Source organism: Nostoc sp., assembly GCF_036918015.1.
Lineage (GTDB): Bacteria > Cyanobacteriota > Cyanobacteriia > Cyanobacteriales > Nostocaceae > Nostoc.
On sequence record NZ_JBALEO010000090.1, the window covers coordinates 17,732 to 44,050 of the forward strand.

Sequence of the window (26,319 nt, forward strand, 5' to 3'; positions counted from 1 at the left end):
AAAAAATATTCTTCGTCTTGCTAACAGGGAAAATTCAGGATTTTTATTGACAAAATTATGTATAATGCGATAGACTAGTACACTGTTTAAAGCGTATTTATTGCTGCACTAGGCTAAAAGTATATCAATAACATTGGTAGCTAATATTGCCTACGTGATGCCTAGTTACTACTTTTTTGTTGTTTATTAATAGAGGTGAACATGGCCAAGCGCCGTAACCCGAAAAAAGAAAAGGCGCTACGTAACCAGGCGTATGCCAGAAAGTTTCGTAAACGGACTACGACAGGAAGAATGCAGAGAAGGTTCCAACAAAGACCACCAAAGAGTGAAGAAGAAGAAGGCGCAGCAACAGCAGCTGACACTGACTAAGCTGCTTGCCTAAATCCTTATTGTTTGGGTTATTTACCTTTTGGGGCGCACATTTATTTGTACGCCCTTATTTATTTTTGGGGATTGGACAATTCAATTTTGGATTGAGGATTTTGGATTCAATTTCAATCTAAAATCCAAAATCTAAAATTCTTATCGTAAATCAAAGGGTTTAAGACCCCAACAATACAGGTAGCGCCAGTTTCAGTCGGGGTTTAAATCCCCGTCTGAACGCAAACAGCGTGCCGTAGGCAAAATGTCTTGAATTTTGAATTTTGAATTTTGAATTGTTAATCCCCACTCCCTCTATTGAGAAATTTGGGTGCGGGCAGCTATGAGTGCTTTGTTTACCTGTGCAAAGCCAGTGCCTCCGTAACTGTTACGCGCAGCAACAACTTGACGGGGAGAAATCGCCTCATAAATATCTGCTGCAAATGCCGGATGTAGTTGTTGCCACTCTTCCAATTTCAAATCTTTTAGGAGTTTACCTGCGGCAATACTAGTTTTTACCACCTTACCCACAAGGTTGTAAGCTTCCCGAAAAGGAACGCCCCGTGCTGCCAGATAATCTGCTACATCGGTAGCATTAGAAAAATCTTCTGCCACAGCTGATGCTAACCGTTGGGTACGAAATTCTAAGCCTTCCCTGAGCAAAATCGTCATCGCTTCTAGAGACGCTTTGACTGTATTAACGCTATCAAATAGACCTTCTTTATCTTCTTGTAAGTCTTTGTTATATGCCAGAGGTAGCCCCTTCATAATCACTAACATCGCCTGGAGATGACCAAATACACGTCCTGTTTTCCCCCGCACCAATTCTGGGACATCGGGATTTTTCTTTTGGGGCATGATACTGGAACCTGTGGCACAGCTATCTTTGAGGGTGACAAAGCGAAATTCTTCAGATGACCAAAGAATGACTTCTTCTGCAAGGCGGCTGAGGTGAACCATAATCAAGCTAGCAGCACACAAAAATTCGATCGCAAAATCGCGATCGCTCACTCCATCGAGGCTATTAGCATAAATATCGTCAAAATTCAAGAGTTTGGCTGTGTAGTGGCGATCGATAGGGAAAGTAGTTCCCGCTAAAGCACCACACCCCAAAGGTGAGATATTCACGCGGCGAGAAACATCTCCTAAGCGTTCCCAGTCACGTTGCGCCATTTGAAAGTATGCCAAGAGGTGATGAGCTAAACTCACGGGTTGGGCGCGTTGGAGGTGGGTATAACCAGGAATCAGAGTTTCAACGTGCTTTTCGGCTATATCTAGTAAAACACCTTGAAATTCTCGCAATTCGCTTTTGATTTGTTGGATTTGGTCGCGGAGGTAGAGTCTGGTATCGGTGCCAACTTGGTCATTACGCGATCGCGCTGTATGCAGCTTTTTACCCACGTCGCCAACAATTTCTGTCAGTCGGCCTTCAACTGCAAAATGTACATCTTCAGCATCGACACCGGGCTGAAATTTTCCCTGGCGGTACTCTTGGCGGATTTGTTCTAAACCAACAACCAGTTGTTCTCCTTCTTCTGGGGAGATAATGCCCGTGTGAGCAAGCATTTTGGCATGAGCTTGAGAACCAGTGAGATCGTATTCGATTAATTCAATATCAAAACTTATACTGGCATTAAAACGAGCGATCGCTGGATGCAACGCTGATTCAAACCGCTGGCTCCAAGTTTGTTTTTCGGTCATAAATTATGAAAAGAGTGGGTGAGAGTTAAGAGTTAAGAGTGAGGAGTTATGAGTTTTGACTCTTAACTTCTCACTCCTCACTTTCAACTCCTAACTTTTAAATTTAGCCGTAGCTAGTTAGATTCCGAATCATATAGCCAATGACTAAACCAATCAACAATGCCCACACTTGACCTGTTTGTATAAAGTGGCTCCAAGCTTTTTGCATCTGACCCATAACGTTTGGATCGGTGATTGTTTGTGCTAATGCTGTCAAATTTACAGGCAAATGCCAAAGTAACTGAGATGTCAAATCGCTGTAATTGCTCATCTTTGCTGATTAAGAAGTTAGGGGTGGCAAATTTCAGCATCAGTTTATTATTTACATTAATTACTGATATTTACTGAAATATTGGATGTAACTTCAATGTCTTAACTCAAGATGTAGCTGATGCCAACCGCAATTTCTCGGCAGTCCGCAAAATCTGTCCCGCCAAAACTGCTGCACCAAAACCATTATCGATATTTACTACACCTACTCCCGCAGCACAAGAGTTAAGCATTGTCAATAAAGGTGCTAAACCACCAAAACTTGCGCCATAACCGATGCTAGTGGGTACGGCAATCACGGGACAACTTGCTAAACCTGCAACAACGCTGGGTAAAGCGCCTTCCATCCCCGCTACGACAATCAACACCGATGCTGACTCAATCAGGTGGCGGTTACTTAATAAACGGTGAATCCCAGCAACGCCAACATCCCAGAGACGCTGTACTCGAAAACCAGAAAGTTCAGCAGTGACAGATGCTTCTTCAGCAACGGGTAAATCAGCGGTACCAGCAGAAAGAATGCCAATTTCACCCTGGAATTGTGGTTCGATGGTAGGGGGAGCGATCGCACAAATTCGCGCCGATTCGTAATATCGCAAATCGCTAACTTTTGATTGCAGTACTTCATAAACTGCTGGTTCAATGCGGGTTGCCATCACCACCGGGTTACGGAGGCGCATCACCTCCATAATTTGAGCAATTTGATCGGGAGTTTTACCAGGCCCCCAAATCACCTCTGGGAAACCAGTTCTTAGCTGGCGATGGTGGTCAATTTTGGCAAATTCACCTACAGATTCATAAGTTAAGTTTTTGAGTGAGTCTAAAGCCGTGTCTGGGGTAACTTTACCATTGGCAACCGCTTCGAGGAGCGATCGCAAGGTTTTTTCATTGGTCATCGGTAATTAGCCCTTTGTCTTTTGCCCTTTGTGATTTATCAGTCGTCTAATAACTAATTTTCTATGCCCTTCAGGAGTGCTGAGTAACGAATTTCACTTCTTTACTTAGAACTCGGAACGGGCTAAACCTTAGCTATCCGCTAACCGAACTGTTTTGCCCAATGTCCAATGCCTAATCTTCTGTTACTTTAATTTGTTCAATATTCCAAAATGCGCCGCCAAGGGCAGAGAATTTAATTCCTTCAAAACGATTACGTACAGCTGACATTGAATAAGGATTAACTAAGTAAATAAAAGGTAAATTTTCCTGAGTAATCCGCTGTGTTTCGGTATAAATCGCTTTAACTTTAGCTTCGTCTAATTCTCGTGCAGCTTGAATGTAAAGATTTCCTATTTCCGCTTCCCAAGGAGCAACTTCCCAACCCTGAATCGGCTTTTGTCCTGCTTGGGGTTTCTGATTAAACATGTGTAATCCGCCTTCAGGTGCCCAGACATTAGCACCGTCATTCGGTTCTAATCCGCCCGTCAGACCCATCAAAGAAGCTTCCCAATCCAAGGAATTAGAAACTTTGTCAGTAAAAGTATTCCATGCCAACGGCGTAAAATCAACTTGAATGCCGATTTTGCTCAAGTCTTGTTTAATCTGCGATCCCATTGCCTCACGGATTTTATTTCCAGCATTGGTAAGCAAAGAGAAACGGACACGATTTCCGCGATCGTCTACTAACTGATTGTTGTTGTACTTAAATCCTGCTTTTAGCAGTAATTCCTTCGCTTTTTGCTGATTGTAATCGTAAACTTTTAACCCTTCTTTAGGGGAAAGATAATAGGGGCTTTGCACAGAAATCGGTGAATCTTGTGACACTCCCAAGCCGCGAAAAGTGTTATTAATCATCGTTTGGCGGTCAATTGCATAAGCTATAGCTTGCCGAAATTGCACATTATTGAACCACCGAGATTTAACTGGATCTACTAGTGGTTTTCCGTCCCTTTTACCTTTGTTGAGATTGAACCAAACAAACGATGTACTCGATGCTGGTCCACCATTATAAATGGTGAAATTACCCTGCTTTTCTTGCACCTTTAGCAAAGAAAAATAATCTGGTGACACTCCCACAGTATCTAATCCCCCAGAACGAAATTGCAACAAGGAGGTATCTGTTGATTCCACAATTTGCCAAATTACTCGTTCAATATAAGGCTGAGAATTGCCTTGGGCATCCTTGCGCCAGTAGTAGGGGTTGCGCCGGAAGACCACACGCTGGCTAGTGTCGTAGCGCTCTATTTTGTAAGGGCCGTTAACAATAATTTCGTTCGGAGGAGTATCAACGCCCCATTTTCTCAGAAAGGTCGGACTCCCATTTTGGTCTTTCGTTTTTACCGATTGTTGCAATATGTGTGCGGGCAAAATTGGCGAACCTGTACTTAGTAAGAAAGGTCTAAAGGGTTCCGGTACGCTAAACTCAACCCGGCGTTCATCGACTTTGCGCACAGTGGGCAGTTTCCGACTTTCACCAATCCTCAAGCTGTCTCTTACGTCTGTAGGAATTGCTTCGTTTAAGTAAATATCATTGTAGGTAAACACCACATCATCTACTGTTAGTGGCTGACCATCAGACCATTTCAAGCCTTGGCGTAGGGTAAAAACAATCTTTAATTTATCATCGGAAATTTGCCAGGATTCCGCTAATGCAGGCTCAACTTTTGCAGTTATTGGATTTTGGGTGATTAACCCCTCGTAAATTAGAGGAAAAACATTAGGGAATTCTTGACTCAGAGGGTAGTTAAAGGTTTTGGGATCGCTGAGAATAGCACTTACCAATTGCGGCACTTGAGCCGCTGCACTTTTAAAGTTAGCAGGGTTGCAGGCGGTAAGTGTAAGTGCTGTTGCTGAAGTCAAAATTATTGGCAACCAAAAATATTTAATTGCCAGAAAAATTTGTCTAAAAAATTTCATAATTCCAAATTTATTTCCATCCTAATCAGTCTTCAATATCTCGATCAGAGGTTAAAACAAAAGTTACTCTGAAGCAACTAGTAAGACAACAGCATAAGCACATATACCTTCTTCACGTCCAACGGGGCCTAATTTTTCGTTAGTGGTAGCTTTGATGCCAATTTGATTTGGTTCTAATTCTAAAACCGCTGCTAGTTTGTCACGCATATTGTGAATATGCGGTTTTAATTTGGGACGTTCTGCTACTATCACCGAGTCAATATTTCCCACCTGCCAGCCTCGATCCCGAATCAGTTGATTTACTTGAGTTAATAGTATTAAACTATCTGCTCCTGCCCATTGAGGATCGCTAGGCGGAAAATAATGACCAATATCCCCCAAAGATAATGCCCCAAGCATGGCATCCATAATCGCGTGTGTTAACACATCAGCGTCACTGTGCCCCAATAAACCAAGTTCATGGGTAATTTTAATTCCACCTAAAATCAAAGCGCGATCGCTCACCAGTTGATGAATATCGTAGCCGTTACCAATACGAATTTTAGTCATTTGTCATTAGTTATTAGTCAAGAGTTAGAAATTATTATTCTCTCCCTGCTCCCCTGCTCCCCTGCTTCCCCTGCTTCCCCTGCTCCCCCTGCTGCAATTTCTCCAAAAGATCGGGGCGGCGATCGCGGGTTCTTTGAATTTGTTGTTCGTAACGCCACCTAGCGATCGCGGCATGATTCCCACTGAGCAAGACATCAGGCACTTTCAAGCCGCGAAAATTCGCAGGGCGAGTATATTGGGGATAGTCCAATAACCCTTCCTCAAAACTTTCTGCTATGAGGGACTCAGTTTTGGCCACGGTTCCTGGGAGCAGCCGCACAACGCCATTAATCAAAGCCATTGCTGGAATTTCCCCACCAGTCAGAATAAAATCGCCCAAAGATACTTCACGAGTTACCAAATGTAGCACCCTCTCATCAACTCCTTCGTAATGCCCACAAATAACTACTAACTGGTCATAATTTGTCACCAATTCTTTCAAAAGAGGTTGATTAATTGTTTGACCCTGGGGACTCATCAAAATTACTTCTCTTCGGGGTAGAATCGGCAGCGACTCCACAGCGTTAAAAATAGGTTCTGGCTTCATTAGCATTCCAACACCACCGCCGTAGGGTTCATCATCGACCTTTCGGTGCTTGTCAGTGGTAAAGTCCCGTGGATTAATCAGATGCACTTCGGCAATCTGTTTGGCTAAGGCTTTACCTAGCAGCCCAGAATTGAGAACAGAGTTAAAACAGTCAGGAAAAAGCGTAACTATATCAAAGCGCACAGTTATTCGTATTCGAGGACACTAATCTTAAATTTGAATGTCTAGCAAACACCAGCAAGCCAAGGTCGGGTTAAACTCCAGTTAAACTTTATCAATAGTATCTAAAACTACCAGACCTCCTGGATTTTAGATGGGATCAAAAGTTTTTCTAATTACTTAATTTATGTTTAAATGTTGTCACAACTACATTTAAATTAATAATCATATCAAGTTAACAACTTCCAGGATGCATCGATCCAGCCTCAGAAAAAAGCGTAGTCTTAACTGCTCTTCCCCAACCCTAAAGGGGGAATATAGCCACTTAAAGACTATTTTGCCCTGCTACAAGTGGACAGGTGAAAAACAAGGCGCTGGCTTTGAGGAATGGGAACAAACACGTTTAGACTGAGGCAACGCGAGCGTTAAGCGAGAATTTGGAGAGTGGCTTTCCCCAGTTCCAAACTTCCAAAAAGTGTCCTCTCGAAGAAGCAAAGCGCAAAAATCATCAGGCAACTGAACCTTGTTAAATTCACCTGAAGTTGTTGACAGGAGAACCAAAATGCCGCAATTACAAGCTAAATCGCTAGAAATGAGGACACCCCAAGCAACTAAAACCGCCGTTCTGGTTATCGGAGGTGCAGAAGATAAAGTTCATGGGCGCGAAATCCTACGAACTTTTTTTGGACGTGCCGGTGCTAGTAAGGCTTATATTACAATTATTCCATCTGCCTCTCGCGAACCTGCCATCATTGGTGGTCGGTATATTCGCATTTTTGAAGAAATGGGTGCCCAGAAGGTAGAGATTTTAGACATCCGCGAACGAGAACAGTGTGAAGCCTCCCAGATCAAAGCATCCTTAGAAGCCTGTAGCGGGGTATTTTTGACAGGAGGAGATCAGCTGCGTCTTTGTGGTGTATTGGCAGATACGCCAGCAATGGAAATTATTCGCCAGCGGGTGAGGGCGGGGCAACTTACGTTAGCAGGCACCAGTGCAGGAGCGGCGGTGATGGGGCATCACATGATTGCAGGCGGCGGTAGTGGAGAGACGCCAAATCGTTCCCTAGTGGATATGGCAACGGGTTTGGGATTTATTCCTGAAGTAATCGTTGACCAACACTTTCACAACCGTAATCGGATGGGGCGACTGATTAGTGCGATCGCAGCTCATCCCGATCGCTTAGGTATTGGCATTGACGAAGATACTTGTGCTGTGTTTGAACGTGATGGTTGGTTACAAGTCATGGGCAAAGGCAGTGTCACTATTGTCGATCCCACTGAGCTAACCCACACCAACGAACCTCATGTCGGCGCTAATGAACCCTTAACCGTACATAATTTACGTCTCCATATCCTCAGCTACGGCGATCGCTTCCACTTGTACCAGCGGACTGTATTGCCTGCTGTACACCGAATCTCCAGCTGACGGGATAGAGTATCTGAGGTTACACTGAGTTGACCGCACATTTATTATTTCTTACCGTAGAAAAATGATAAGAATACCATGTAAAAAGAAAAAACTGTTTATAACGAACAGTTTAGCGGTCAATTCCAGTAAGAAACTAGAATTTTGGTTCCGAATCTCCATCTACCTATTCCCATGAGAATCCTCAAGATCCAGACATTACGCGGCCCAAACTATTGGAGCATTCGACGCCACAAGCTGATCGTCATGCGCCTCGATTTAGAAACCCTTGGCGAGACGCCCTCGAATGAAATCCCTGGCTTTTATGAAGGATTAGTTGAGGCGCTGCCAAGTCTGGAGGGCCACTATTGTTCGCCTGGCTGTCGTGGTGGTTTTCTAATGCGAGTCAAAGAAGGCACTATGATTGGCCACATAGTGGAACACGTAGCCTTAGAACTCCAAGAATTAGCTGGTATGCACGTCGGCTTTGGTCGCACCCGCGAAACTGCCACACCCGGAATTTACCAAGTAGTAATCGAGTACCTGAATGAGGAAGCGGGACGCTACGCTGGACGAGCCGCAGTACGGCTGTGCCAGAGTATCGTTGATCGAGGCCGTTATCCCAAGGCAGAACTAGAGCAAGATATCCAAGACCTGAAAGACTTCACGCGTGATGCTTCTTTAGGCCCTTCCACCGAAGCGATCGTCAAAGAAGCAGAAAAAAGGGGCATTCCCTGGATGTCGCTGGAAGCCCGCTTTTTGATTCAGCTAGGCTATGGCGTCAACCAGAAGCGGATGCAAGCCACAATGACGGACAACACCAGCATTCTGGGTGTAGAACTAGCTTGCGATAAAGAAGCCACTAAACGCATCCTCGCGGCTGCTGGTGCGCCAGTACCCAGAGGTACAGTAATTAACTTCTTAGACGATTTAGAACAAGCCATTGAATTCGTTGGCGGCTATCCCATCGTTATCAAGCCACTAGATGGCAATCATGGACGTGGGATCACCATTGATATTAGAACTTGGGAAGAAGCTGAAGCTGGATATGAAGCTGCTAGACAAGTTTCTCGGTCAATTATTGTCGAAAGATATTACGTTGGGCGTGACCACAGGGTACTAGTGGTAAATGGAAAAGTAGTAGCAGTAGCCGAACGTGTGCCGGCTCATGTCATTGGCAACGGTAGATCCACCATTGCCGAACTGATTGAGGAAACAAACCTTGACCCAAATCGCGGTGAAGGACATGATAACGTCCTGACTAAAATTGAACTAGACCGCACTAGCTACCAGTTGCTAGAAAGGCAAGGTTACACCCTAAATAGCGTGCCACCCAAGGGTACTATTTCTTATCTCAGAGCAACAGCCAACTTGAGTACAGGTGGTAGTGCCGTTGACCGTACCGATGAAATTCACCCAGAAAATCTTTGGTTGGCACAACGAGTTGTCAAGATTATCGGTTTGGATATCGCTGGACTCGATATTGTCACCACGGATATTAGCCGTCCTCTGCGGGAAGTTGATGGCGTGATTGTCGAAGTTAACGCCGCCCCCGGCTTCCGAATGCACGTTGCTCCAAGCGTGGGTATTCCCCGTAATGTCGCTGGCGCAGTGATGGATATGCTGTTTCCCAACGAGCAATCTAGCCAAATTCCCATCCTCAGCATCACGGGTACTAATGGAAAAACCACCACTACTCGACTACTAGCACATATTTATAAACAGACTGGAAAAGTAGTAGGTTATACTACTACCGATGGAACATACATCGGTGATTACTTAGTAGAATCTGGCGATAATACAGGCCCCCAAAGTGCCCACGTCATCCTCCAAGATCCCACAGTAGAAGTAGCAGTACTGGAAACGGCTCGCGGTGGCATTCTCCGCTCTGGATTGGGCTTTGAAGCCGCAAATGTAGGGGTGGTATTGAATGTAGCCTCTGACCACTTAGGAATCGGCGATATAGATACCATTGAGCAGTTAGCTAACCTTAAAAGCGTAGTAGCGGAAGCTGTATTCCCCGATGGCTACGCGGTACTTAACGCCGACGATCGCCGCGTCGCCGCCATGTCAGAAAAAACTAAAGCTAATATTGCTTACTTCACCATGAACCCCGATTCGGAATTAGTGCGGAAGCACATCCAAAAGGGTGGAGTAGCGGCAGTATATGAAAATGGCTATTTGTCAATTGTTAAAGGTGATTGGACACACCGCATAGAAAGAGCCGAAAATATACCTTTAACAATGGGCGGACGTGCGCCGTTTATGATTGCCAACGCTTTAGCAGCAAGTTTGGCAGCGTTTGTGCAAAACGTCACAATTGAGCAGATTCGTGCTGGTTTGAGGACTTTCCGGGCTTCAGTTAGTCAAACACCGGGACGGATGAATTTATTTAATTTAGGAAACTACCACGCTTTGGTGGACTATGCCCACAACGCAGCCAGTTACGAAGCTGTAGGTTCCTTTGTGCGGAACTGGACTACGGGACAACGGATTGGCGTAATTGGTGGGCCAGGCGATCGCCGCGACGAAGATTTTGTTACTTTGGGTAAATTAGCAGCGCAAATTTTTGATTACATCATCATCAAAGAAGACGATGATACACGGGGACGGGCACGGGGATCAGCCGCCCAGTTGATTATTCAAGGCATCACGGAAGTTAAGCCTGATAGCCGCTATGAATCAATTCTGGATGAAACCCAAGCGATCAATAAAGGCTTAGACATGGCTCCTGATAACAGTCTGGTTGTGATTCTACCAGAAAGCGTTACTCGCGCAATTAAGTTAATTAAGCTGCGTGGTTTAGCCAAGGAAGAGACACACCAACAAAATCCCGGCACAACTGTCATCGATTCCCAAAATGGGATCGCGCCTTCTTCTGTTGTGAATACCTTGCTGTAGTCAGGAATCAGGAGGAAGCAGTGCGCTGACTCCTGTCTTCTGACTCCTTTAATTACTGTTTTTCTTCTTCCTGATTGGTTTCCTCGCTGGGGGTTTTTATCTCCTCCTTAAAACCTCGTAGGCTTTTACCTAGTGCAGTTCCCAGTTCGGGAATTTTTTTTGGGCCGAAAATTAGAATAGCAACTATGCTAATTACAGCTATTTCTGGCCATCCCAGTCCAAACATATAAATTTCCTCTAAGGCATCTGTAATTAAATATAGACATGGATGGCTCAAATTTGATGAGTTCGCCACTGATCAGCGCTCAACCTTTTGTAGAAACAGGGTATAAATCAAATCAATGCTTAACTGAACCGTATTGCAATATAAATAAGTGTTTTTGTCCTCAAAAACTTTTGGCAAAGCAGCTTGGGATAATCGCTAATAACCCAAGTTGCTAGTTATGCGGGAGTGCGATCGCTCCAACAAACAACTGAATAACGATCAACGCAACTAACTTCTCATTGGATTGGTAATTGGCAAACCTAACCAATCGCTTAATTCATGAGCTAGCCATTCCAGTTCCGCTTCCGACTTAATCGCACCATCATTACCACCAAGTTGATATTTTTTTACTCCTACCCAAATATCTAATTGTGCGGGAACGGCAATTCTCGTGCCTTCAGAATCTTTTGTAAAATGCTTGGGAATGTAAACTAACTTATTAATACTTTGTCTTGGCGCTGCACGGGGACGATAAAATTTCCAAGCAAACAACTCCCGCGTTATGGCTATTTGTTCGGGATTCAGGCGTAAGCAGATGCGTCCAAAAAAATGAAAGATAAATTTATACACCATCATAAAGCCAGCACCCCAAAAAGGAAGTGAAAACAAGGCAAAGGGGATGTTGACAGGAAAAGGGGCCGAGAGAGCGCCAAGTGTCCAAAATAGGATAAATGAATTCCAGACGATCGCAAATAAACCTGTAAATACTATTGATGGATCAAAACCAGATGGTGGAACGATAATTTCTAGAGAATCCCCATTTTTAGTTAGTTGAATCTTACTCCCATCTGGTTTGCCAACAACCAAAGCAGGCAATGTCGGTTGTGGTTTTTCTAAAGCTGCTACCGAAGCGATCGCAGAACTCAAACGCCGTTCTAGATTAGGTTCAGTCATCCACTTTAACCAATTGCTAAAGCTGGGGCTGAGATTAGCCGCTTGTTCAAACTGAATCCGAAAATCCTTTTGGGGTAAATCGGCTGGGTGAGTACCCGTCATTAAATAAATTAAGGTTGCACCTAAACTATAAAGGTCTGATGCTGCAACAGTGCGTCCGCCAAATTGCTCTGGTGGCATATAACCATAAGTTCCTACCACAGTTCTTGTCCCGGTTTCGGTAGCCAGGACTGTTTGCACTGAGCCAAAATCCACCAAATAAACTTGACCGATACTATTACCAGAGCGATCGCCCAATAAAATATTGCTAGGCTTAATATCACGGTGAATTACAGGCGGATGTAGTTCATGTAAGTAAACGAGAATCTCTAAAAGTGCTTTGGCTATCTGTTTGACTTCAGCTTCGGTAAAAGTCCGCCCAGTTTGTAAGTATTGCTCTAAAGTTTGTGCAGGGATATAAGTTTGTACTAGAGCAAATCCTTGGATGGTTGGTGAGTATACCTCAAAATAGTTTAAATAGCTAGGAATTGAGGGATGTGCTAGGTTTTTTAAAGTTTCGGCTTCTCGCTCAAACAACTTGAGCGAATCCCACTCAAAGTCACTACTAAAAGAGAGTAATTTAATGACAACTAATTCCTGAGTTTGCAAATCACGAGCCAATAGCGTCCGCCGCCCTGCTTTTTTTCCTAATAGCTGCTGAACTTCGTAGCGATCGCTTAATATTTCACCAATCATTATGTTTTCTTGTAATGCTACGGTTGAAAAGTTTTATAGCTTATAGCTTTTCAATTTGGCAAATCGATATCTTTAGTATAATTGCGTAATTCTATGCCCTCCCAACTTTGGCCTTATATTACCCCAGGTATTCCCGATGACTTATTTGAGCATTTGCCAGGAATTCCCCTGAGCCAGCGAGAAGTCCGACTGCTATTGATTTCTCAACTGCGGCTGAAATCAGATTCCGTGTTGTGGGATATTGGTGCAGGGACGGGTACAATTCCGGTAGAGGTGGGGCTATTGTGTCCAGGTGGACAGATTATCGCTATCGAAAGGGATGAAGAAGTCGCTAATTTGATCAAGCGTAACTGCGATCGCTTTGATGTGAAAAATGTCGAAGTTGTTGAAGGCAGCGCCCCAGAGTGTTTACATGACCTCAAGATTACCCCTCACCGTGTTTGTATTGAGGGAGGTCGCCCCATTCAAGAAATACTGCAAGCAGCTTGGCATTATTTGCCGCCATCCGGTCGGGTTGTAGCCACAGCTGCTAATCTAGAAAGTCTGTATGCTATTTCCCAAAGCTTTTCCCTATTAAGGGCTAGAAATATCGAAGTCGTACAATCTGCGGTTAACCGCCTAGAGACACGCGGCTTTTCTCAAACCTTTACCGCCGTCGATCCCATTTTTATCCTCAGTGGTGAGAAACTAGACTAAATCAAAAAGATTTTAGATTTTAGACTTCGGCTACGCTCAGTCGAACGATTTTAGATTTTAGATTGGGGATTTAGGTGATATGTCATCAGAAACCAAGCCACAATTACCAATCCCTAATCTCGAATACCTAATCTCTAATCCAAAATCCAAAATCCAAAATCCAAAATACTTCTATGCCTTGGTCTCGGATTATAAGTGGAATTGTTGCGATCGCTCTTGCTCTTTCCGCAACCCTTTTGGGGGGTTGGTACTTTACCATCATCTTTGCGGTCATCATCTTTTTGGGTCAACAGGAATATTTTAATTTGGTGCGAGCCAGAGGCATCGCTCCCGCCGCTAAAACCACTATGGGTGTCAGCCAAGTCTTGCTGGTGATTTGTACCATTGATGGCAGTTTAGCTGACGCTGTGATGCCAATAGCTGGCACACTTATTTGTTTTTACTTGCTGTTTCAACCCAAATTTGCCACGATCGCTGATGTTTCTGCTTCTATTATGGGGCTATTTTACGTCGGTTATTTACCAAGCTACTGGGTGCGGTTACGAGCAATTGATAGTGCCGCTTTTAGCAATCTCCCTTTTGGAGGTTACTGGCCCACAACCTGGACAGATTTCTGGGAAAAAGCAAATTCCGCTTCTTTAGCACAAGGTTTTACAGCCACACTACTGACTTTTTTATGTATTTGGGCAGCCGATATCGGTGCTTACACCATTGGCAAATTCTTTGGGAAAACCCGTTTGTCTGACATTAGCCCGAAAAAAACTGTCGAAGGTGCTGTCTTTGGCATTACTTCAAGTGTTGCCGTAGCCATAGCAGGAGCCTATTATCTTCACTTGCCTGAATCCCCCTTCACTGGTTTGGCATTGGGTTTGCTGATTGGCATTGCTAGCCTTTTGGGGGATCTTACCGAGTCTATGCTCAAGCGAGATGCTGGAGTTAAAGATTCTGGGCAGTTAATCCCTGGACACGGTGGTATTTTAGACCGTACTGATAGTTATATTTTCACTGCTCCGTTGGTATATTATTTTGTGACATTGCTGTTGCCGCTACTATAGCGGTTTTCAGTAACAGTTAGAGTATTGCACTGACGCATATCCCGCCCGGAACTTAAGTTCCGGGCTAATAGCTTAAGTCCATTTAAGTGGACTAAAATTCTTGTTAAGTCCTCTGAAGAGGACTTAAGCTATTAGCCTTGGAATTCTATTCCCAGGCGGGATAGCAACGAAGTGCAGAATTCTGTTTATTCTTCCTTCAATGCAATAACTTGGAAGCAATAACTTGGAATTCTATTCCCAGGCGCGATCGCAACGAAGCCGGGGATTGTCCGCCTGCTCTCTCATCCCCTGAGAGCCGCAATATCATTTAAGAGTGTTCCAAAAAATAAATGATCCAAAACCCGTCATTGCGTTCGCCCTTGGCGTTCCCGTTGGCGCAGCCTCTCCAAGAGTTGGGTACGAAGCGAAGCAATCCCAGTCATTGCGATTGCTTCTCTTCGAGACGCTCCGCGAACGCTTCACTCGCAATGACAATTGGGCATTTTTTTACTTGGAGTATTTTAAAATAATGTATTAGCATTTTTTAATTTCATAATCATCAAGGGTTAACGTTAATCCGACCACGACACACTAGCTGGCCTGGGATCAGCGTTAATGCTTCGATATCAACATCTGAGCCAAGATCCAGATTGTACTCATAATTGTCTTTTAATATATCTCCTTGGTCTGGTTTGATTGGGATATGTACCAGTTGCAACTCATGCCCACTGAGTAATTGTAAGCCTAGACAAATCTCTAAAGGCGTTGTTTCGCTATTGGTTACTTTCAAACCTCGCAGTATAATTTGGTTGTTCCCAAGGAGAATTTCTTGCCACTTGATTGGTTGTGACTGGGGATAATCTTTTGGTAAAACCTTAACCAATAGATCGCTCAAAGCAGTCGATAATAAGTCTGATGAGAGAGAAGCATTCAGATCCTTCTCGTCCACGATCAAATCGCCAACCACTGGTACTGTTTCTAACAGTCGCAGAGATTTACCCTTGAGTACGGAACCGATATTTACCCGAATATTTTCTGCTATTAATTGAATTTGTGTAATTAGGAGACCTTGATAAACTGCATGAGTAGCAAAAACAGATACCGAAGGAATGCGTCCAGAGAAAAGTTGGCGATCGCTAGCTTTAATCTCCACTTCTAATTCCGATATTTGGCTGACCTGCGATCTCAACCAGAGCTTGACTGCTGTTGTGAGTACCTGCGTAATTATGCGGATTTTATTTCCACTTGTTGTTTGGGGATTTTGCTCTGGCATTTAACCAATCTATTTAGGAGTATTTGCTCTACAACCGAACCGAAATTAAATAAGCTTTAAATGTAACATTTATGCCTACTCGCTACAAAATGCAAATATCATTTAATTGATAACAGTAAATAAGCAATTTCCACATGGAGGTACGGTTACAAAAAATTCTTGCTCAATGGGGTATCGCCTCACGTCGTGAAGCCGAAGAAATGATTAGGCACTCACGGGTGCGGATTAATGGGGTATTGGCACATTTAGGTCAAAAAGTCGATCCCGAAAAAGATGCGATCGCAATTGATGGTAAGCCTGTATCCGAAAAGCAGCGTCCGGCTTTAATATATCTATTGCTGCACAAACCAGCGGGAGTGGTTTCTACTTGCTACGACCCTCATCGCAGAACAACAGTCCTGGATCTACTACCGAAAGAATTACGGGAGGGTTCAGGTATTCACCCAGTTGGCCGTCTAGATGCAGACTCTACAGGAGCATTAATCCTGACTAATGACGGAGAACTGACATTTGGACTAACCCATCCACGTCACAGTATTTCCAAGACATATCATGTTTTGGTCAAAGGACATCCTCCAGAAACAGTACTACAGATGTGGCGTCAAGGTGTGATGTTGGAGGGTAGAAAAACCAGGGCCGCTAAGGTACGCCTAATCGAACGTCGTACCGAGGAAAGCGTTTTAGAAATAGTATTGCAGGAGGGAAGAAATCGCCAAATTCGCCGTATAGCTCAACAGTTGGGATACCCAGTAATCAAACTGCATCGGACTGCTATCGGCCCAATTCAATTACAAACTCCAAACCAACCCTTTTTGTCAGAGGGTAAATATCGTTCCCTCAAAGATCGTGAGATTCACTTTTTGCAAGATCAGATAACGCAACCTAATTATTGATTCAGTGGAGTTAAGGAGTGTCAGTAGGCATGAAATGGCTAAGAAAGAAGAATAAGCACCAGCCATCACTTTCATTAGAGGAACAACGAGCCGAAAAGTTGGCAGAGTTAGGCGCTCAACTTTGGGCATTGCGTCAGGAACAGGGTTTATCTCTAGACCAAGTGGTTGCATTGACTCGGATTCCCCGAAGATTATTGCAGGCGATCGAAGAAGGTAATTTAAACGATCTACCAGAACCAGTCTATATTCAGGGGTTGATCAGGCAATTTGCCGATGCACTAGGCTTGAATGGAGTAGAATTTTCTGGCACTTTTCCGATTAGTTCTGCACAAGTTAGCCCTCTAAGTAGGGGGAATACTTCACCCCTGGCTCAACTACGTCCGATTCATCTTTACTTTCTTTACATATTCCTAATAGTATGCTCCGTAAATGGGTTATCTCAGTTATTAAATAACGCATTACTACAAGCAGGTAATAGCCCAAACCAGCAATATCCAAAACAAAAGTCTGTTGTTAAACCAGAACTAGCTCAACTAAAAGAGTCAACACAGGCACAACCTGTCAGCGATACCTTGAGCGGTGTCCAAAAGGGACAGGTTGTCCAGGTTGGTGTGACTTTAAAAGCCTCATCTTGGATTCGTATAGTAGCCGATGGCAAAACCGAGTTTGAGGGTATCCTGCCAGAGGGAACTCACCGAGTTTGGAAAGCCCAAGAGCAACTGACAGTGAAAACTGATAATGCTGGCGGTGTGTTGGTGAGCGTCAATCAAGAGAAAGCTAAGGAAATGGGAGAACCAGGGAAAGAGGAAGAAGTTAGGATTGCTGCCAAGCCTAAGTTTTGAGATGAAGGAGAAATCAATTCAAAATTCAAAATTCAAAATTGTACTCTTACAGAGAAGCAAGCTAGGCGCAGCGTCTCATAGAGAACAAAAAGACTGTGGGAGATGAGAAGGATAAGGGGGACAAGGAGAAAAGGAGGAAAAGGAAGGATTTACTCTTCCCTCTCCCTTGTCTTCCTTGTCTGCCTTCTTTTACCCATCTCCCCCTGCTTCCCTGCTCAAGAACTACCTTATTGTGCTTCCGGGGCGCGTCCATTGAGTCTGGTAAGAACTTTCAAGCGATCGCGCAATTCGTCTGTTACCGCTCCTGCTTGATAGCGCCACTCCCAGTTCCCCTCAGCAACACTAGGAAAATTCATCCGCGCTTCATTTCCTAATCCCAAAACATCTTGCAAGGGAATAATCGCTTGGTTGGCTATAGAACTCAAAGCTAGGCGAATTAAATCCCATTGGATGCCTTCAGGACTAATACAACCTAAATAAAGCCATAAGTTATGCTTTTCGTTGTCATTAGCTGAATTGAACCAGCCTACAGTTGTGTCATTATCGTGAGTGCCGGTATAAACTACAGCATTTCGCGGGTAATTGAATGGTAAGAATGGATTAGCGGGATCGGAACCAAAGGCAAACTGCAAAACCTTCATCCCAGGAAATTCATACTTGTCTCGGAGCGCTTCTACCTCTGGTGTAATTACTCCCAAATCTTCTGCTAAGACAGGTAGCTTGCCCAACTTCTCCCTAATCGCTGCAAAAAAAGCATCTCCAGGCGCTTCCACCCATTTACCATTCATGGCAGTTTCTTCACCTTGAGGCACAGACCAATAAGCCTCAAAGCCTCGGAAGTGGTCAATGCGAATTATATCTACATAATCCAGCATTGCCTCAAAGCGTTGTACCCACCATTTAAAATCTTGTTTTTGCAATTCCTCCCAGTTATAAACCGGGTTTCCCCACAATTGACCGGTGGCGCTGAAGTAATCGGGTGGAACTCCTGCCATTTGTGCTGCTTGTCCCGTTTCTGGATCTAAGCAAAAGATGTCGGGATGCGCCCACACGTCGGCACTATCATGAGCTACGTAGATGGGGATATCGCCAATAATGTCAATGCCGCGCATATTAGCGTAGCTTTTGAGGTCAGACCATTGCCGGAAAAACTCAAATTGGACGAACTTGTAATAATAAATCTCTCCGTTGAGCCGATGCTGTACTTGCTCCAATGCTTGGGGATCGCGCTTGACAAATTCTGGTTTCCATGCGTGCCAGTTTGCATTGTCGTTGTCATCTTTCAGCGCCATAAATAAGGCGTAATTATCCAGCCAATAGGCTTTACTGTCGCAAAAACCTGCAAACTCTTTTTGCTGGATAGGCGTAGCATTGGTTCTAAAGTTGTCACAGGCTTTTTTGAGTAGCCCAATCTTAATCGGCACAACCCGGTCGAAATCTACCTTTTCTACCGGAAATCCTGGTAAATTAGCAAAGTCTTCTTCAGATAGTAAACCTTCTTCTAAGAGTTTTTCTGGGCTAATTAACAGAGGATTTCCTGCCATTGCCGAGTAGCACATATACGGAGAATTCCCGTATCCAGTGGGGCCCAGTGGTAACACTTGCCAATATTGTTGATGGCTCTCTTTAAGAAAATCAATGAAGCGATAGGCTTCTAAGCCTAAATCCCCAATGCCAAATCGACTGGGAAAGGAGGTAGGATGCAGCAAAATGCCACTGGATCTAGGAAAAGGCATAAATAACCTGAATTATGAGAGGGAGCAATTATCTGATAGAGACAGGATGCGATCGCCCAAGGGGCAGTGGCAAAGCCAACGCATCGAATTTATCACGGAACAGTATTTGCAGGGTAAAGTCATTTGTCATTTGTCATTTGTCCTTTGTGAATAACCAATGACCAATGACTAATGACCAATGACCAATGACTAATGACCAATGACTAAATAACTATGACTTACCGAAATCCTACACCAACAGTTGATATCATCATTGAACTAGTAGATCGACCTCATCGGCCAATAGTGTTAATTGAAAGACATAATCTACCTTTAGGTTGGGCTATTCCTGGTGGTTTTGTAGATTATGGCGAAGCGGTGGAAGTGGCGGCGCGGCGAGAAGCTGAGGAAGAGACTGGTTTACAGGTGGAGTTGGTTGAACAATTACTGGTATATTCTGACCCAAATCGCGATCCACGTCAGCATACGATTAGTATTGTGTTTTTGGCGACAGCTACGGGTGAACCAAAGGCTGGTGATGATGCTAAGAGTGTAGGCATTTTTGAGTATTGGTGTGTGCCTGGTAATTTATGTTTTGACCACGATCGCATTTTGCGCGATTATTGGCGATATCGGCATTATGGGATACGTCCGAGGTTGGGGTAAGAGGGACGAACCGCAAAGGACACAAAGGGCACGAAGGAAGAAAAGAGAGGAATACCTGTGACACAAAGTTTTTGTGATTATACTGTGTCAGTGGTATTTAAAGGTGCATTATGGATGCTGAAGAACTTTTGGAAAGATACGCCGCAGGAGAACGGAAATTTCATTCAGTAAATTTAAGTCAAGAAAATCTCAAAGGTGCAGACCTCAGTGAGATAGACCTAACTAGTGCAAATTTGACTGGAGTTGATTTAAGTGGGGCAAATCTAACCAAAGCAAAGCTTAATAGTACAAATCTCACTAACGCATCTCTAGCAGATGCAAAGTTAAATTCGGTAAGTGCTTCTTCAGCAATTTTTGCTTGGACAGACTTTAATCGCGCTGACTTAAGTCGATCAACTCTGAATAGTGCAAATTTCAATCATGCAAACTTAGAACAGGCAAACCTAACAGCTGTAGACCTAAGTATTGCAAAATTAATCAATGCAAACCTAGATACAGCAAATTTAAGTGGAGCAAATCTTAGTAGTGTGGATCTGACTGCGGCTTCTTTAGCTGAAAGTAATCTCAGTAAAGTTAATCTAACTAAAGCGGATTTGCGTGAGGCGTACTTAACTGGATCTGACTTAACTCTAGCAAACTTAACTGAGGCAACATTGAAAAGTGCCAACCTTCAAGGAGCCAGACTTCATAGAGCGAATCTTAACGGAGTTGATCTATCAGGTATGAATTTGGCTGATGTAGATTTTACATCTGCATCTTTTCAAAGTACAAACCTTACGAAAGCATTACTCGAAGGAGCAAATTTAGAAAGAGCCAACTTGCGACGGGCGAATTTAACCAAGGCAAATTTGGATGGAGCAAACTTGAAAAGAGCAGATTTGACTGGTGCAATAACTTACGGCATGAGCTTTAAAGATGCAGACCTAACTGGTGCGATAATGCCAGATGGAGAAGTCTACAAACCGATCGCAGCTGAAGCGGAAATCGGTAAACAGGAAACATCGTTAGAGAAAGTAATATCTATGACTCGTAAAGTAATTAATACTGATAACGCACCCGCACCAGTGGGCGCTTATAATCAAGCGATCGCAGCTTCAGGTCAATTTGTATTCATCGCTGGACAAATTGCCATTGATCCCCGTCTTGGTGATGTCGTCTACACTGATGATGTCAAAAAACAAACTGAGCAGGTATTAGCTAACCTTGAAGCCATCCTCACCGCAGCCGGGGCGACTTTCCAGGATGTGGTAAAAACCACTGTATTTCTAGCTGATATGAACGATTTCGCGGCGGTGAATGCCGTATATGCTAAATATTTCCCGGAAGATACAGCCCCAGCGCGGGCTTGTGTGCAGGTATCGCGCTTACCTAAAGATGTGTTGGTAGAAATTGATGCGATCGCTGTAATTAGCGGTTAGGAGAAATAGAACAATAAGCAAAATCTTAACGGTTCCATTTAATGGTTCTGTTTTGCAATGCAAATTTCATATTCTTACTCTAAAAACTCCATCACTTCTTGTAGTACATGGGCTATATGTGGTTTTTCGCAAGCAATTACGTCGTTTAAAAGATGTTTGTGGTGCGGGAAGCTAGGCAAGTTAGGAAAGTGTGGTGTACTGTCATAACGAAAAATCAGACTATTTTGCTCATCTTGAAAGTGATAGCGGTAATCGATATATGTAATTTGATTATCTACAATAACAAAGGCTTCACTGACTGCCAGTAAATATTTAAGAGCGAAACGTATCCTAATGCGGAGATTAGCTCTCTCTGTCGTTAAAATTATTGCACTATATTCCTCAACGTATGTGTTAGAGCAGTTGAGTAAAAGTTGCTCAATTTCATCTAAATAGGCTTGAATAACTTTACGCGACATCTCTGAGTTTGCTCTTTATATCTTGGTGTAGAGCTAGATAATGTTGGTAGTTTGCTGCCCATTCGACAAACACTTCCTCGTCAGAAGTTTCGCCTTGGTTATATTTGGCAAAAAATTCTTCTGAATTCATTTGGTACTTTATTTCATAAGTATTTAACTGTTTAGTAAGGGCAATCAGTGCATCTAATGGAGATGTATATTCGATAATTTGTTTACGCATTGATTTCTTGATTCAGTTTCATTAGTTTATACTATAGCAGTTATCATTTATGTGAGGTACAACCGTAGGGGCACGGCACTGCCCATTCGTGTCAACTTTCAAAGAGATAAATCATGAACATTGAATTGAAACCTGAACATGAACAATTTATCCAAGCCCAAATTGCTAGCGGCAAATTTACAAATACAGATGAAGTAATTGATGTAGCATTTCATCTGCTAGAAAAATTAAATTCTGAGTATGTCCAATGGGTGGAAGAAACCCGGCAAAAAGTTGATGTCGCAATTGCTGAAGTTGAACGAGGGGAAGTTTTGGATGGCGAAACTGTAGTGATGCAGATACTAGAAAAATTCCAAAAGGCACGTGAGGCTTAATAATGAGCCGCTATGTCATTTCACTATCTGCTAGTCGCGACTTAAATGAAATTTCTGATTACTTTTTAATCCGAAACCTGGAAGCAGGAGAAAAACTATTTAGAGAGTTTAACAATAAATGTCAAAATTTAGCGGCGTTTCCAAATATGGGACGCAGTTATAGCGTTTCCTAATCATACAAGGTACATCTTAGCCCCCTCCTCGCTTGCGGGGAGGGGGTTGGGGGTGGGGTTCTTGTACCTCACTTAACCGAGAACCGCTATATGCTCATATTAAACCTTCATTACGTGGCTTACCGTTAGATGGATATGTCATTCTGTACCAAGTGATTGATGATGGGGTTAAAATTTTGCGCGTTGTTAGCGCTCGTCAAGATTTAGAATCTTTATTTGCAGAGTCAGATGAAGAGTAAAGCCATAAATTTTGTTAACTGGAACAAAAAGATATAAAGATGTTCTTTGGCTTGCTATAAAATGCAGACAAAATTTTGTTAATTACCTCTTAACACACGCGATCGCCTTTACAACTTTGGGAATACTGAAATTAAGTACCCTAAAGGAGTATTAAAAATGGCAGAAAATCGTATCAGTGCCAGTTTAGCCCCAGCAGACAAAGAAGCGGTCATGCAGGCGATCGCTACAATTAGAGAAAAGTTACCGTTTTTGGTTGATTTGACCCCTGAAGATCGGCGAACAATGCTGAAGATGGGAGATAAAAGTCGGGCTTTTGTCAGTAAAGCCTTACAAGTGGCAACACAAAACCCTAACTTTTTGCCTCGTTACTTTGATTTAGAAGAAATGCGCCGGGACTTGGAAATATATGAGGACTTGTATCCGGTGTTGTTGTCTCTAACCCAACTGCAAGAATTGGTGGATGATACCTGTATAGCTGCTGCTAGTGAAGCGTATGCATCAGCATTGGCAGTTTATAGCTATGCCAAAGCTAGCGGTGATGTCGCAGGTTTAGATGCAGTAATTGATGAGATGGGACGCAGGTTTAACCGCCGTTCTAAGAAAAAGCAATCTGAAGTTCCAGTTAGCTAAAGCTTGTAATAGGCAATTATACCAGTTGTCAACTTGGTAAAATACACGTCATTTGTCGGGGCATAACAATGTTATGCCCTTTTCGCGTTTTATATCCAAAGATTTTTTAAACTTGCGGAGGGAGGTTTTGTTTGTATAGTTACGATTTTTATAGCGCATCTTGTTTATCTAAAATACACTTTGACCTCTCTCCAAACCTCTCCCCTACAACGCTAGGGTGTATACACAAGTCGAATTACCCCCCTTAATCCCCCCTTGGAAAGGGGGGAAACAGGAATCTAGTTCCCTCCCCTTTACAAGGGGAGGGTTAGGGTGGGGTCAACGTCGAGCCTCAGAAGGTCAACGTCGAGCCTCAGAAGGTCAACGTCGAGCCTCAGAAGGTCAAAGTTGAGCCTCAGAAGGTCAAAGTCGAGCCTCAGAAGGTCAAAGTTGAGCCTCAGAAGGTCAACGTCGAGCCTCAGAAGGTCAAAGTTGAGCCTCAGAAGGTCAACGTCGAGCCTCAGAAGGTCAACGTCGAGCCTCAGAAGGTCAACGTCGAGCCTCAGAAGGTCAACGCATAAAAATTACCCAGAAAAAGTTTAGTAAATTCCGAAATACACCTTGTATATTTAGTAGTTATTCTGTAAGCATTCGCATCTCTAAATTGAATCTTGTAATGAACCCGCAAAACAAGCCCAAGAGTCTACAAGATATTCTTAAGCAGCGCCAACAATCAGGTTTTGTGGGTCGTGAAGACCAAGTAAACCAATTTCGTCAAAATCTAACATTACCCCCAACAGACGATCGCCGTCGTTTTCTGTATAACGTTTGGGGTCAAGGCGGAGTTGGTAAAAGTACTCTGTTACGGCAGTTTCGTAAAATTGCTGATGAAGCAAAAATTATCTCGGCTTACATCGACGAAGCTGAAAAAACTATACCAGAAGTTATGGGTCGTCTAGCTGATGAGTTAGAACGGCAAGGTCATAAACTAACGCAGTTTACAGAACGCTACAAAGTTTACCGTCAAAAGCGCCAAGAATTAGAAACCGATCCAGAAGCTCCTCAAGGCTTTTCCGCTTTTGTCGGGAAAACTATGGTAAAAACTGGTGTGCGTTTAGCGCGTCGAGTTCCCGTTGGCGGTGCTGTATTTGACTTTGTAGATGAGGATGCTTTTGCTACCCAAGCCGGAGAATGGGCATCTTATGTTGCTAAAAAAATTACAAATAAAGATGAGGTGCGTTTAGTTCAAGAACCTGAAGAAGTGCTGACTCCGCTATTTTTGCAAGATATTTTTAAAATTGCTGAGAAAATTGCTGTTGTTTTGTTTTTTGATACCTATGAACGCACCGGAGAATTTCTAGATAACTGGCTACGGGAAATTCTAGAGGGTCGCCACGGTGAAGTATCTCTCAATATATTGATAACGATTGCCGGTCGGGATGAATTAGATAAAAATCATTGGGCACCTTATGAGGGGTTAATAGTTCGTTTCCCTCTGGAACAGTTTACAGAAGAAGAAGCCCAACAATATCTAACTCGGAAAGGCATTACGGACAGTCGCGTTGTTGAAGTGATTTTACACCTTTCTGGAAACTTACCCCTGCTAGTAGGAATGCTAGCAGATACTCATCCCAATGACCCCAACCAGGTAATTGAGCCTAGCAGCAGTGCTGTAGAACGCTTTTTAAAATGGATTGACGATCCCAAACGGCGACAAGTGGCGCTTGATGCTGCCATTCCTCGGTGCTTGAATCGAGATGTTATAGCTAAGTTGAGAGGAGAAGAAGAAGCTGATGAACTGTTTACTTGGCTGAAAGAAACATCTTTTGTTAACGAGCGTACCGATGGCTGGGCCTATCATGATGTTGTCAAAACCCAAATGTTACGCCACAAGCGCCTTTCATCACCGCAAGGTTGGGCTGACATACATGGTAAGTTGGCAGAATATTATGGCAACCTGCGGAACGATCTGCAATTGGAGGAAGAGAATAAACAGCGCGATCCTAGCTGGCAAAGTCACACATTAAACGTGTTGTATCACAACTTATGTCAGTCACCGCAAAGGAATTTATCTGTAGCTCTCAATGAATTTCTTGCTGCTCTCAAAAATCAACGCAAATTTGCCCAACAATATGCAGAAACCATGCTTCAGGCTGGTAAAGATGTCGATTCCTCTGAAGTTCAGCGTTGGGGTGAGCAACTAGTAAATGGGTTAAAAGCTTATGAAGAGGACGTTTATCAAATTACGTTGGAAATGTTTACCGCAGTCTTACAGAATTCTGGGATTGAGCTTAAATGGCAACCAATTGCTTTAGGTTGGCGCGGTCAAACTTACCGCTTAATGGAGCGTTACCCAGAAGCACTACAAGACTTTGACTGTGCTATTAAACTTGACCCCAAATATGACTGGGCGATCGCACGTCGCGGTGAAACTTACCGCTCAATGGAGCGTTACCCAGAAGCCCTAGAAGACTTTGACCGTGCCATTGAACTTGACCCCAAAGATGACTGGGCGATCACAAGTCGCGGTCAAACTTACCAATCAATGGAGCGTTACCCAGAAGCCCTAGAAGACTTTGATCGCGCTATTGAACTTAACCCCAAGCTTGACTGGGCGATCGCAAGCCGCGGTATAACTTACTTCTCAATGAAGCTTTACCCAGAAGCCCTAAAAGATTTTGACCGCGCCATTGAACTTAACCCCAAATATTACTCGGCGTTAACAGCACTTCGCGGTCAAACTTACCAATCAATGAAGCGTTACTCAGAAGCACTAGAAGATTTTAACCGTGTCATTGAACTTAACCCCAAATATGACTCGGCGATCGCAAGTCGCGGTCAAACTTACCAATCAATGAAGCGTTACCCAGAAGCCCTAGAAGACTTTGACCGCGCTATTGAACTTAACCCCAAATATGACTGGGCGATCGCAAATCGCGGTCAAACTTACCAATCAATGGAGCGTTACCCAGAAGCCCTAGAAGATTTTGA

At 43.5% G+C, this 26,319-nt stretch carries 24 protein-coding genes; 12 read left to right on the forward strand and 12 right to left on the reverse strand.

What is annotated here, in order from left to right:
- Window positions 1-675: 675 nt before the first annotated feature.
- From argH to trmD, 6 genes are all read right to left on the reverse strand, one after another.
- Complete coding sequence (gene argH / locus V7K61_RS27595; RefSeq protein WP_335058404.1) at window positions 676-2,061, reverse strand: argininosuccinate lyase; 1,386 nt, start codon at window positions 2,059-2,061, stop codon at window positions 676-678.
- 103 nt (window positions 2,062-2,164) lie between these two features.
- Window positions 2,165-2,371 (reverse strand): hypothetical protein, encoded by a 207-nt coding sequence (locus V7K61_RS27600; protein WP_094348493.1) that lies wholly within the window; start codon window positions 2,369-2,371, stop codon window positions 2,165-2,167.
- 106 nt (window positions 2,372-2,477) lie between these two features.
- Window positions 2,478-3,266: a nickel pincer cofactor biosynthesis protein LarB gene (gene larB, locus V7K61_RS27605; RefSeq protein WP_335058406.1), complete on the reverse strand. Its 789-nt coding sequence runs from the start codon at window positions 3,264-3,266 to the stop codon at window positions 2,478-2,480.
- A 172-nt stretch (window positions 3,267-3,438) separates the two neighbouring features.
- Entirely contained in the window at window positions 3,439-5,223 is a 1,785-nt protein-coding gene (locus tag V7K61_RS27610) for an ABC transporter substrate-binding protein (protein WP_335058408.1), read from the reverse strand.
- 63 nt (window positions 5,224-5,286) lie between these two features.
- Window positions 5,287-5,772, reverse strand: a complete 486-nt coding sequence (gene ispF, locus V7K61_RS27615; RefSeq protein WP_335058413.1) for a 2-C-methyl-D-erythritol 2,4-cyclodiphosphate synthase — start codon at window positions 5,770-5,772, stop codon at window positions 5,287-5,289.
- Window positions 5,773-5,806: 34 nt separating this feature from the next.
- Window positions 5,807-6,541 carry a tRNA (guanosine(37)-N1)-methyltransferase TrmD gene (gene trmD / locus V7K61_RS27620; protein ID WP_335058415.1) on the reverse strand — a complete coding sequence of 245 codons (735 nt, stop codon included), beginning with the start codon at window positions 6,539-6,541 and terminating at the stop codon, window positions 5,807-5,809.
- Window positions 6,542-7,079: 538 nt separating this feature from the next.
- On the opposite strand from trmD, the gene V7K61_RS27625 reads away from it, so the two are divergent.
- Window positions 7,080-7,943: a cyanophycinase gene (locus tag V7K61_RS27625; RefSeq protein ID WP_094348499.1), complete on the forward strand. Its 864-nt coding sequence runs from the start codon at window positions 7,080-7,082 to the stop codon at window positions 7,941-7,943.
- Between the two features lie 174 nt (window positions 7,944-8,117).
- A complete protein-coding gene (gene cphA, locus V7K61_RS27630) occupies window positions 8,118-10,823 on the forward strand; it encodes a cyanophycin synthetase (protein ID WP_335058446.1) in 2,706 nt (901 codons plus the stop codon).
- 52 nt (window positions 10,824-10,875) lie between these two features.
- Here the strand turns inward: cphA and tatA are convergent, their stop codons facing one another.
- Window positions 10,876-11,049: a twin-arginine translocase TatA/TatE family subunit gene (gene tatA, locus V7K61_RS27635; protein WP_335058448.1), complete on the reverse strand. Its 174-nt coding sequence runs from the start codon at window positions 11,047-11,049 to the stop codon at window positions 10,876-10,878.
- A gap of 267 nt (window positions 11,050-11,316) precedes the next feature.
- Entirely contained in the window at window positions 11,317-12,717 is a 1,401-nt protein-coding gene (locus V7K61_RS27640) for a serine/threonine protein kinase (RefSeq protein WP_335058417.1), read from the reverse strand.
- Window positions 12,718-12,810: 93 nt separating this feature from the next.
- Between V7K61_RS27640 and cbiT the strand changes: the two genes are divergently transcribed.
- Both cbiT and V7K61_RS27650 read left to right on the forward strand, forming a co-directional pair.
- On the forward strand, window positions 12,811-13,413 hold the full coding sequence (cbiT, locus tag V7K61_RS27645) for a precorrin-6Y C5,15-methyltransferase subunit CbiT (protein WP_289796809.1): 603 nt from the start codon (window positions 12,811-12,813) through the stop codon (window positions 13,411-13,413).
- A gap of 173 nt (window positions 13,414-13,586) precedes the next feature.
- A complete protein-coding gene (locus tag V7K61_RS27650; RefSeq protein WP_335058419.1) occupies window positions 13,587-14,468 on the forward strand; it encodes a phosphatidate cytidylyltransferase in 882 nt (293 codons plus the stop codon).
- 538 nt (window positions 14,469-15,006) lie between these two features.
- Here the strand turns inward: V7K61_RS27650 and V7K61_RS27655 are convergent.
- Window positions 15,007-15,720: an LmeA family phospholipid-binding protein gene (locus V7K61_RS27655; RefSeq protein WP_335058421.1), complete on the reverse strand. Its 714-nt coding sequence runs from the start codon at window positions 15,718-15,720 to the stop codon at window positions 15,007-15,009.
- A gap of 134 nt (window positions 15,721-15,854) precedes the next feature.
- Between V7K61_RS27655 and V7K61_RS27660 the strand changes: the two genes are divergently transcribed.
- Window positions 15,855-16,613: a pseudouridine synthase gene (locus V7K61_RS27660; RefSeq protein WP_335058423.1), complete on the forward strand. Its 759-nt coding sequence runs from the start codon at window positions 15,855-15,857 to the stop codon at window positions 16,611-16,613.
- 29 nt (window positions 16,614-16,642) lie between these two features.
- A complete protein-coding gene (locus tag V7K61_RS27665; protein ID WP_335058426.1) occupies window positions 16,643-17,455 on the forward strand; it encodes a helix-turn-helix domain-containing protein in 813 nt (270 codons plus the stop codon).
- A 227-nt stretch (window positions 17,456-17,682) separates the two neighbouring features.
- Here V7K61_RS27665 and malQ read toward each other — a convergent pair whose 3' ends face one another.
- Window positions 17,683-19,191 carry a 4-alpha-glucanotransferase gene (gene malQ / locus V7K61_RS27670; protein ID WP_335058428.1) on the reverse strand — a complete coding sequence of 503 codons (1,509 nt, stop codon included), beginning with the start codon at window positions 19,189-19,191 and terminating at the stop codon, window positions 17,683-17,685.
- A 213-nt stretch (window positions 19,192-19,404) separates the two neighbouring features.
- On the opposite strand from malQ, the gene V7K61_RS27675 reads away from it, so the two are divergent.
- Window positions 19,405-19,836, forward strand: coding sequence for an NUDIX hydrolase (locus V7K61_RS27675; RefSeq protein WP_335058430.1), 432 nt, complete (start codon window positions 19,405-19,407; stop codon window positions 19,834-19,836).
- A gap of 110 nt (window positions 19,837-19,946) precedes the next feature.
- Window positions 19,947-21,254, forward strand: a complete 1,308-nt coding sequence (locus tag V7K61_RS27680) for a Rid family detoxifying hydrolase (protein ID WP_335058432.1) — start codon at window positions 19,947-19,949, stop codon at window positions 21,252-21,254.
- Window positions 21,255-21,328: 74 nt separating this feature from the next.
- Here V7K61_RS27680 and tumE read toward each other — a convergent pair whose 3' ends face one another.
- Entirely contained in the window at window positions 21,329-21,712 is a 384-nt protein-coding gene (tumE, locus tag V7K61_RS27685; RefSeq protein WP_335058435.1) for a toxin TumE, read from the reverse strand.
- A complete protein-coding gene (gene tumA, locus V7K61_RS27690) occupies window positions 21,702-21,932 on the reverse strand; it encodes an antitoxin TumA (protein WP_289796820.1) in 231 nt (76 codons plus the stop codon). Before tumA ends, tumE begins: the two co-directional genes overlap by 11 nt.
- A 113-nt stretch (window positions 21,933-22,045) precedes the next feature.
- On the opposite strand from tumA, the gene V7K61_RS27695 reads away from it, so the two are divergent.
- The 4 genes from V7K61_RS27695 to V7K61_RS27710 form a co-directional block, all read left to right on the forward strand.
- Window positions 22,046-22,306, forward strand: a complete 261-nt coding sequence (locus V7K61_RS27695) for a ribbon-helix-helix domain-containing protein (protein WP_335058438.1) — start codon at window positions 22,046-22,048, stop codon at window positions 22,304-22,306.
- A gap of 2 nt (window positions 22,307-22,308) precedes the next feature.
- On the forward strand, window positions 22,309-22,479 hold the full coding sequence (locus V7K61_RS27700) for a type II toxin-antitoxin system RelE/ParE family toxin (protein ID WP_335058440.1): 171 nt from the start codon (window positions 22,309-22,311) through the stop codon (window positions 22,477-22,479).
- 396 nt (window positions 22,480-22,875) lie between these two features.
- Window positions 22,876-23,349 (forward strand): hypothetical protein, encoded by a 474-nt coding sequence (locus V7K61_RS27705; protein ID WP_335058442.1) that lies wholly within the window; start codon window positions 22,876-22,878, stop codon window positions 23,347-23,349.
- Window positions 23,350-24,004: 655 nt separating this feature from the next.
- Window positions 24,005-26,319, forward strand: a 2,315-nt coding sequence (locus V7K61_RS27710) for a tetratricopeptide repeat protein (RefSeq protein ID WP_335058444.1), incomplete at its 3' end; no start/stop codon positions are given.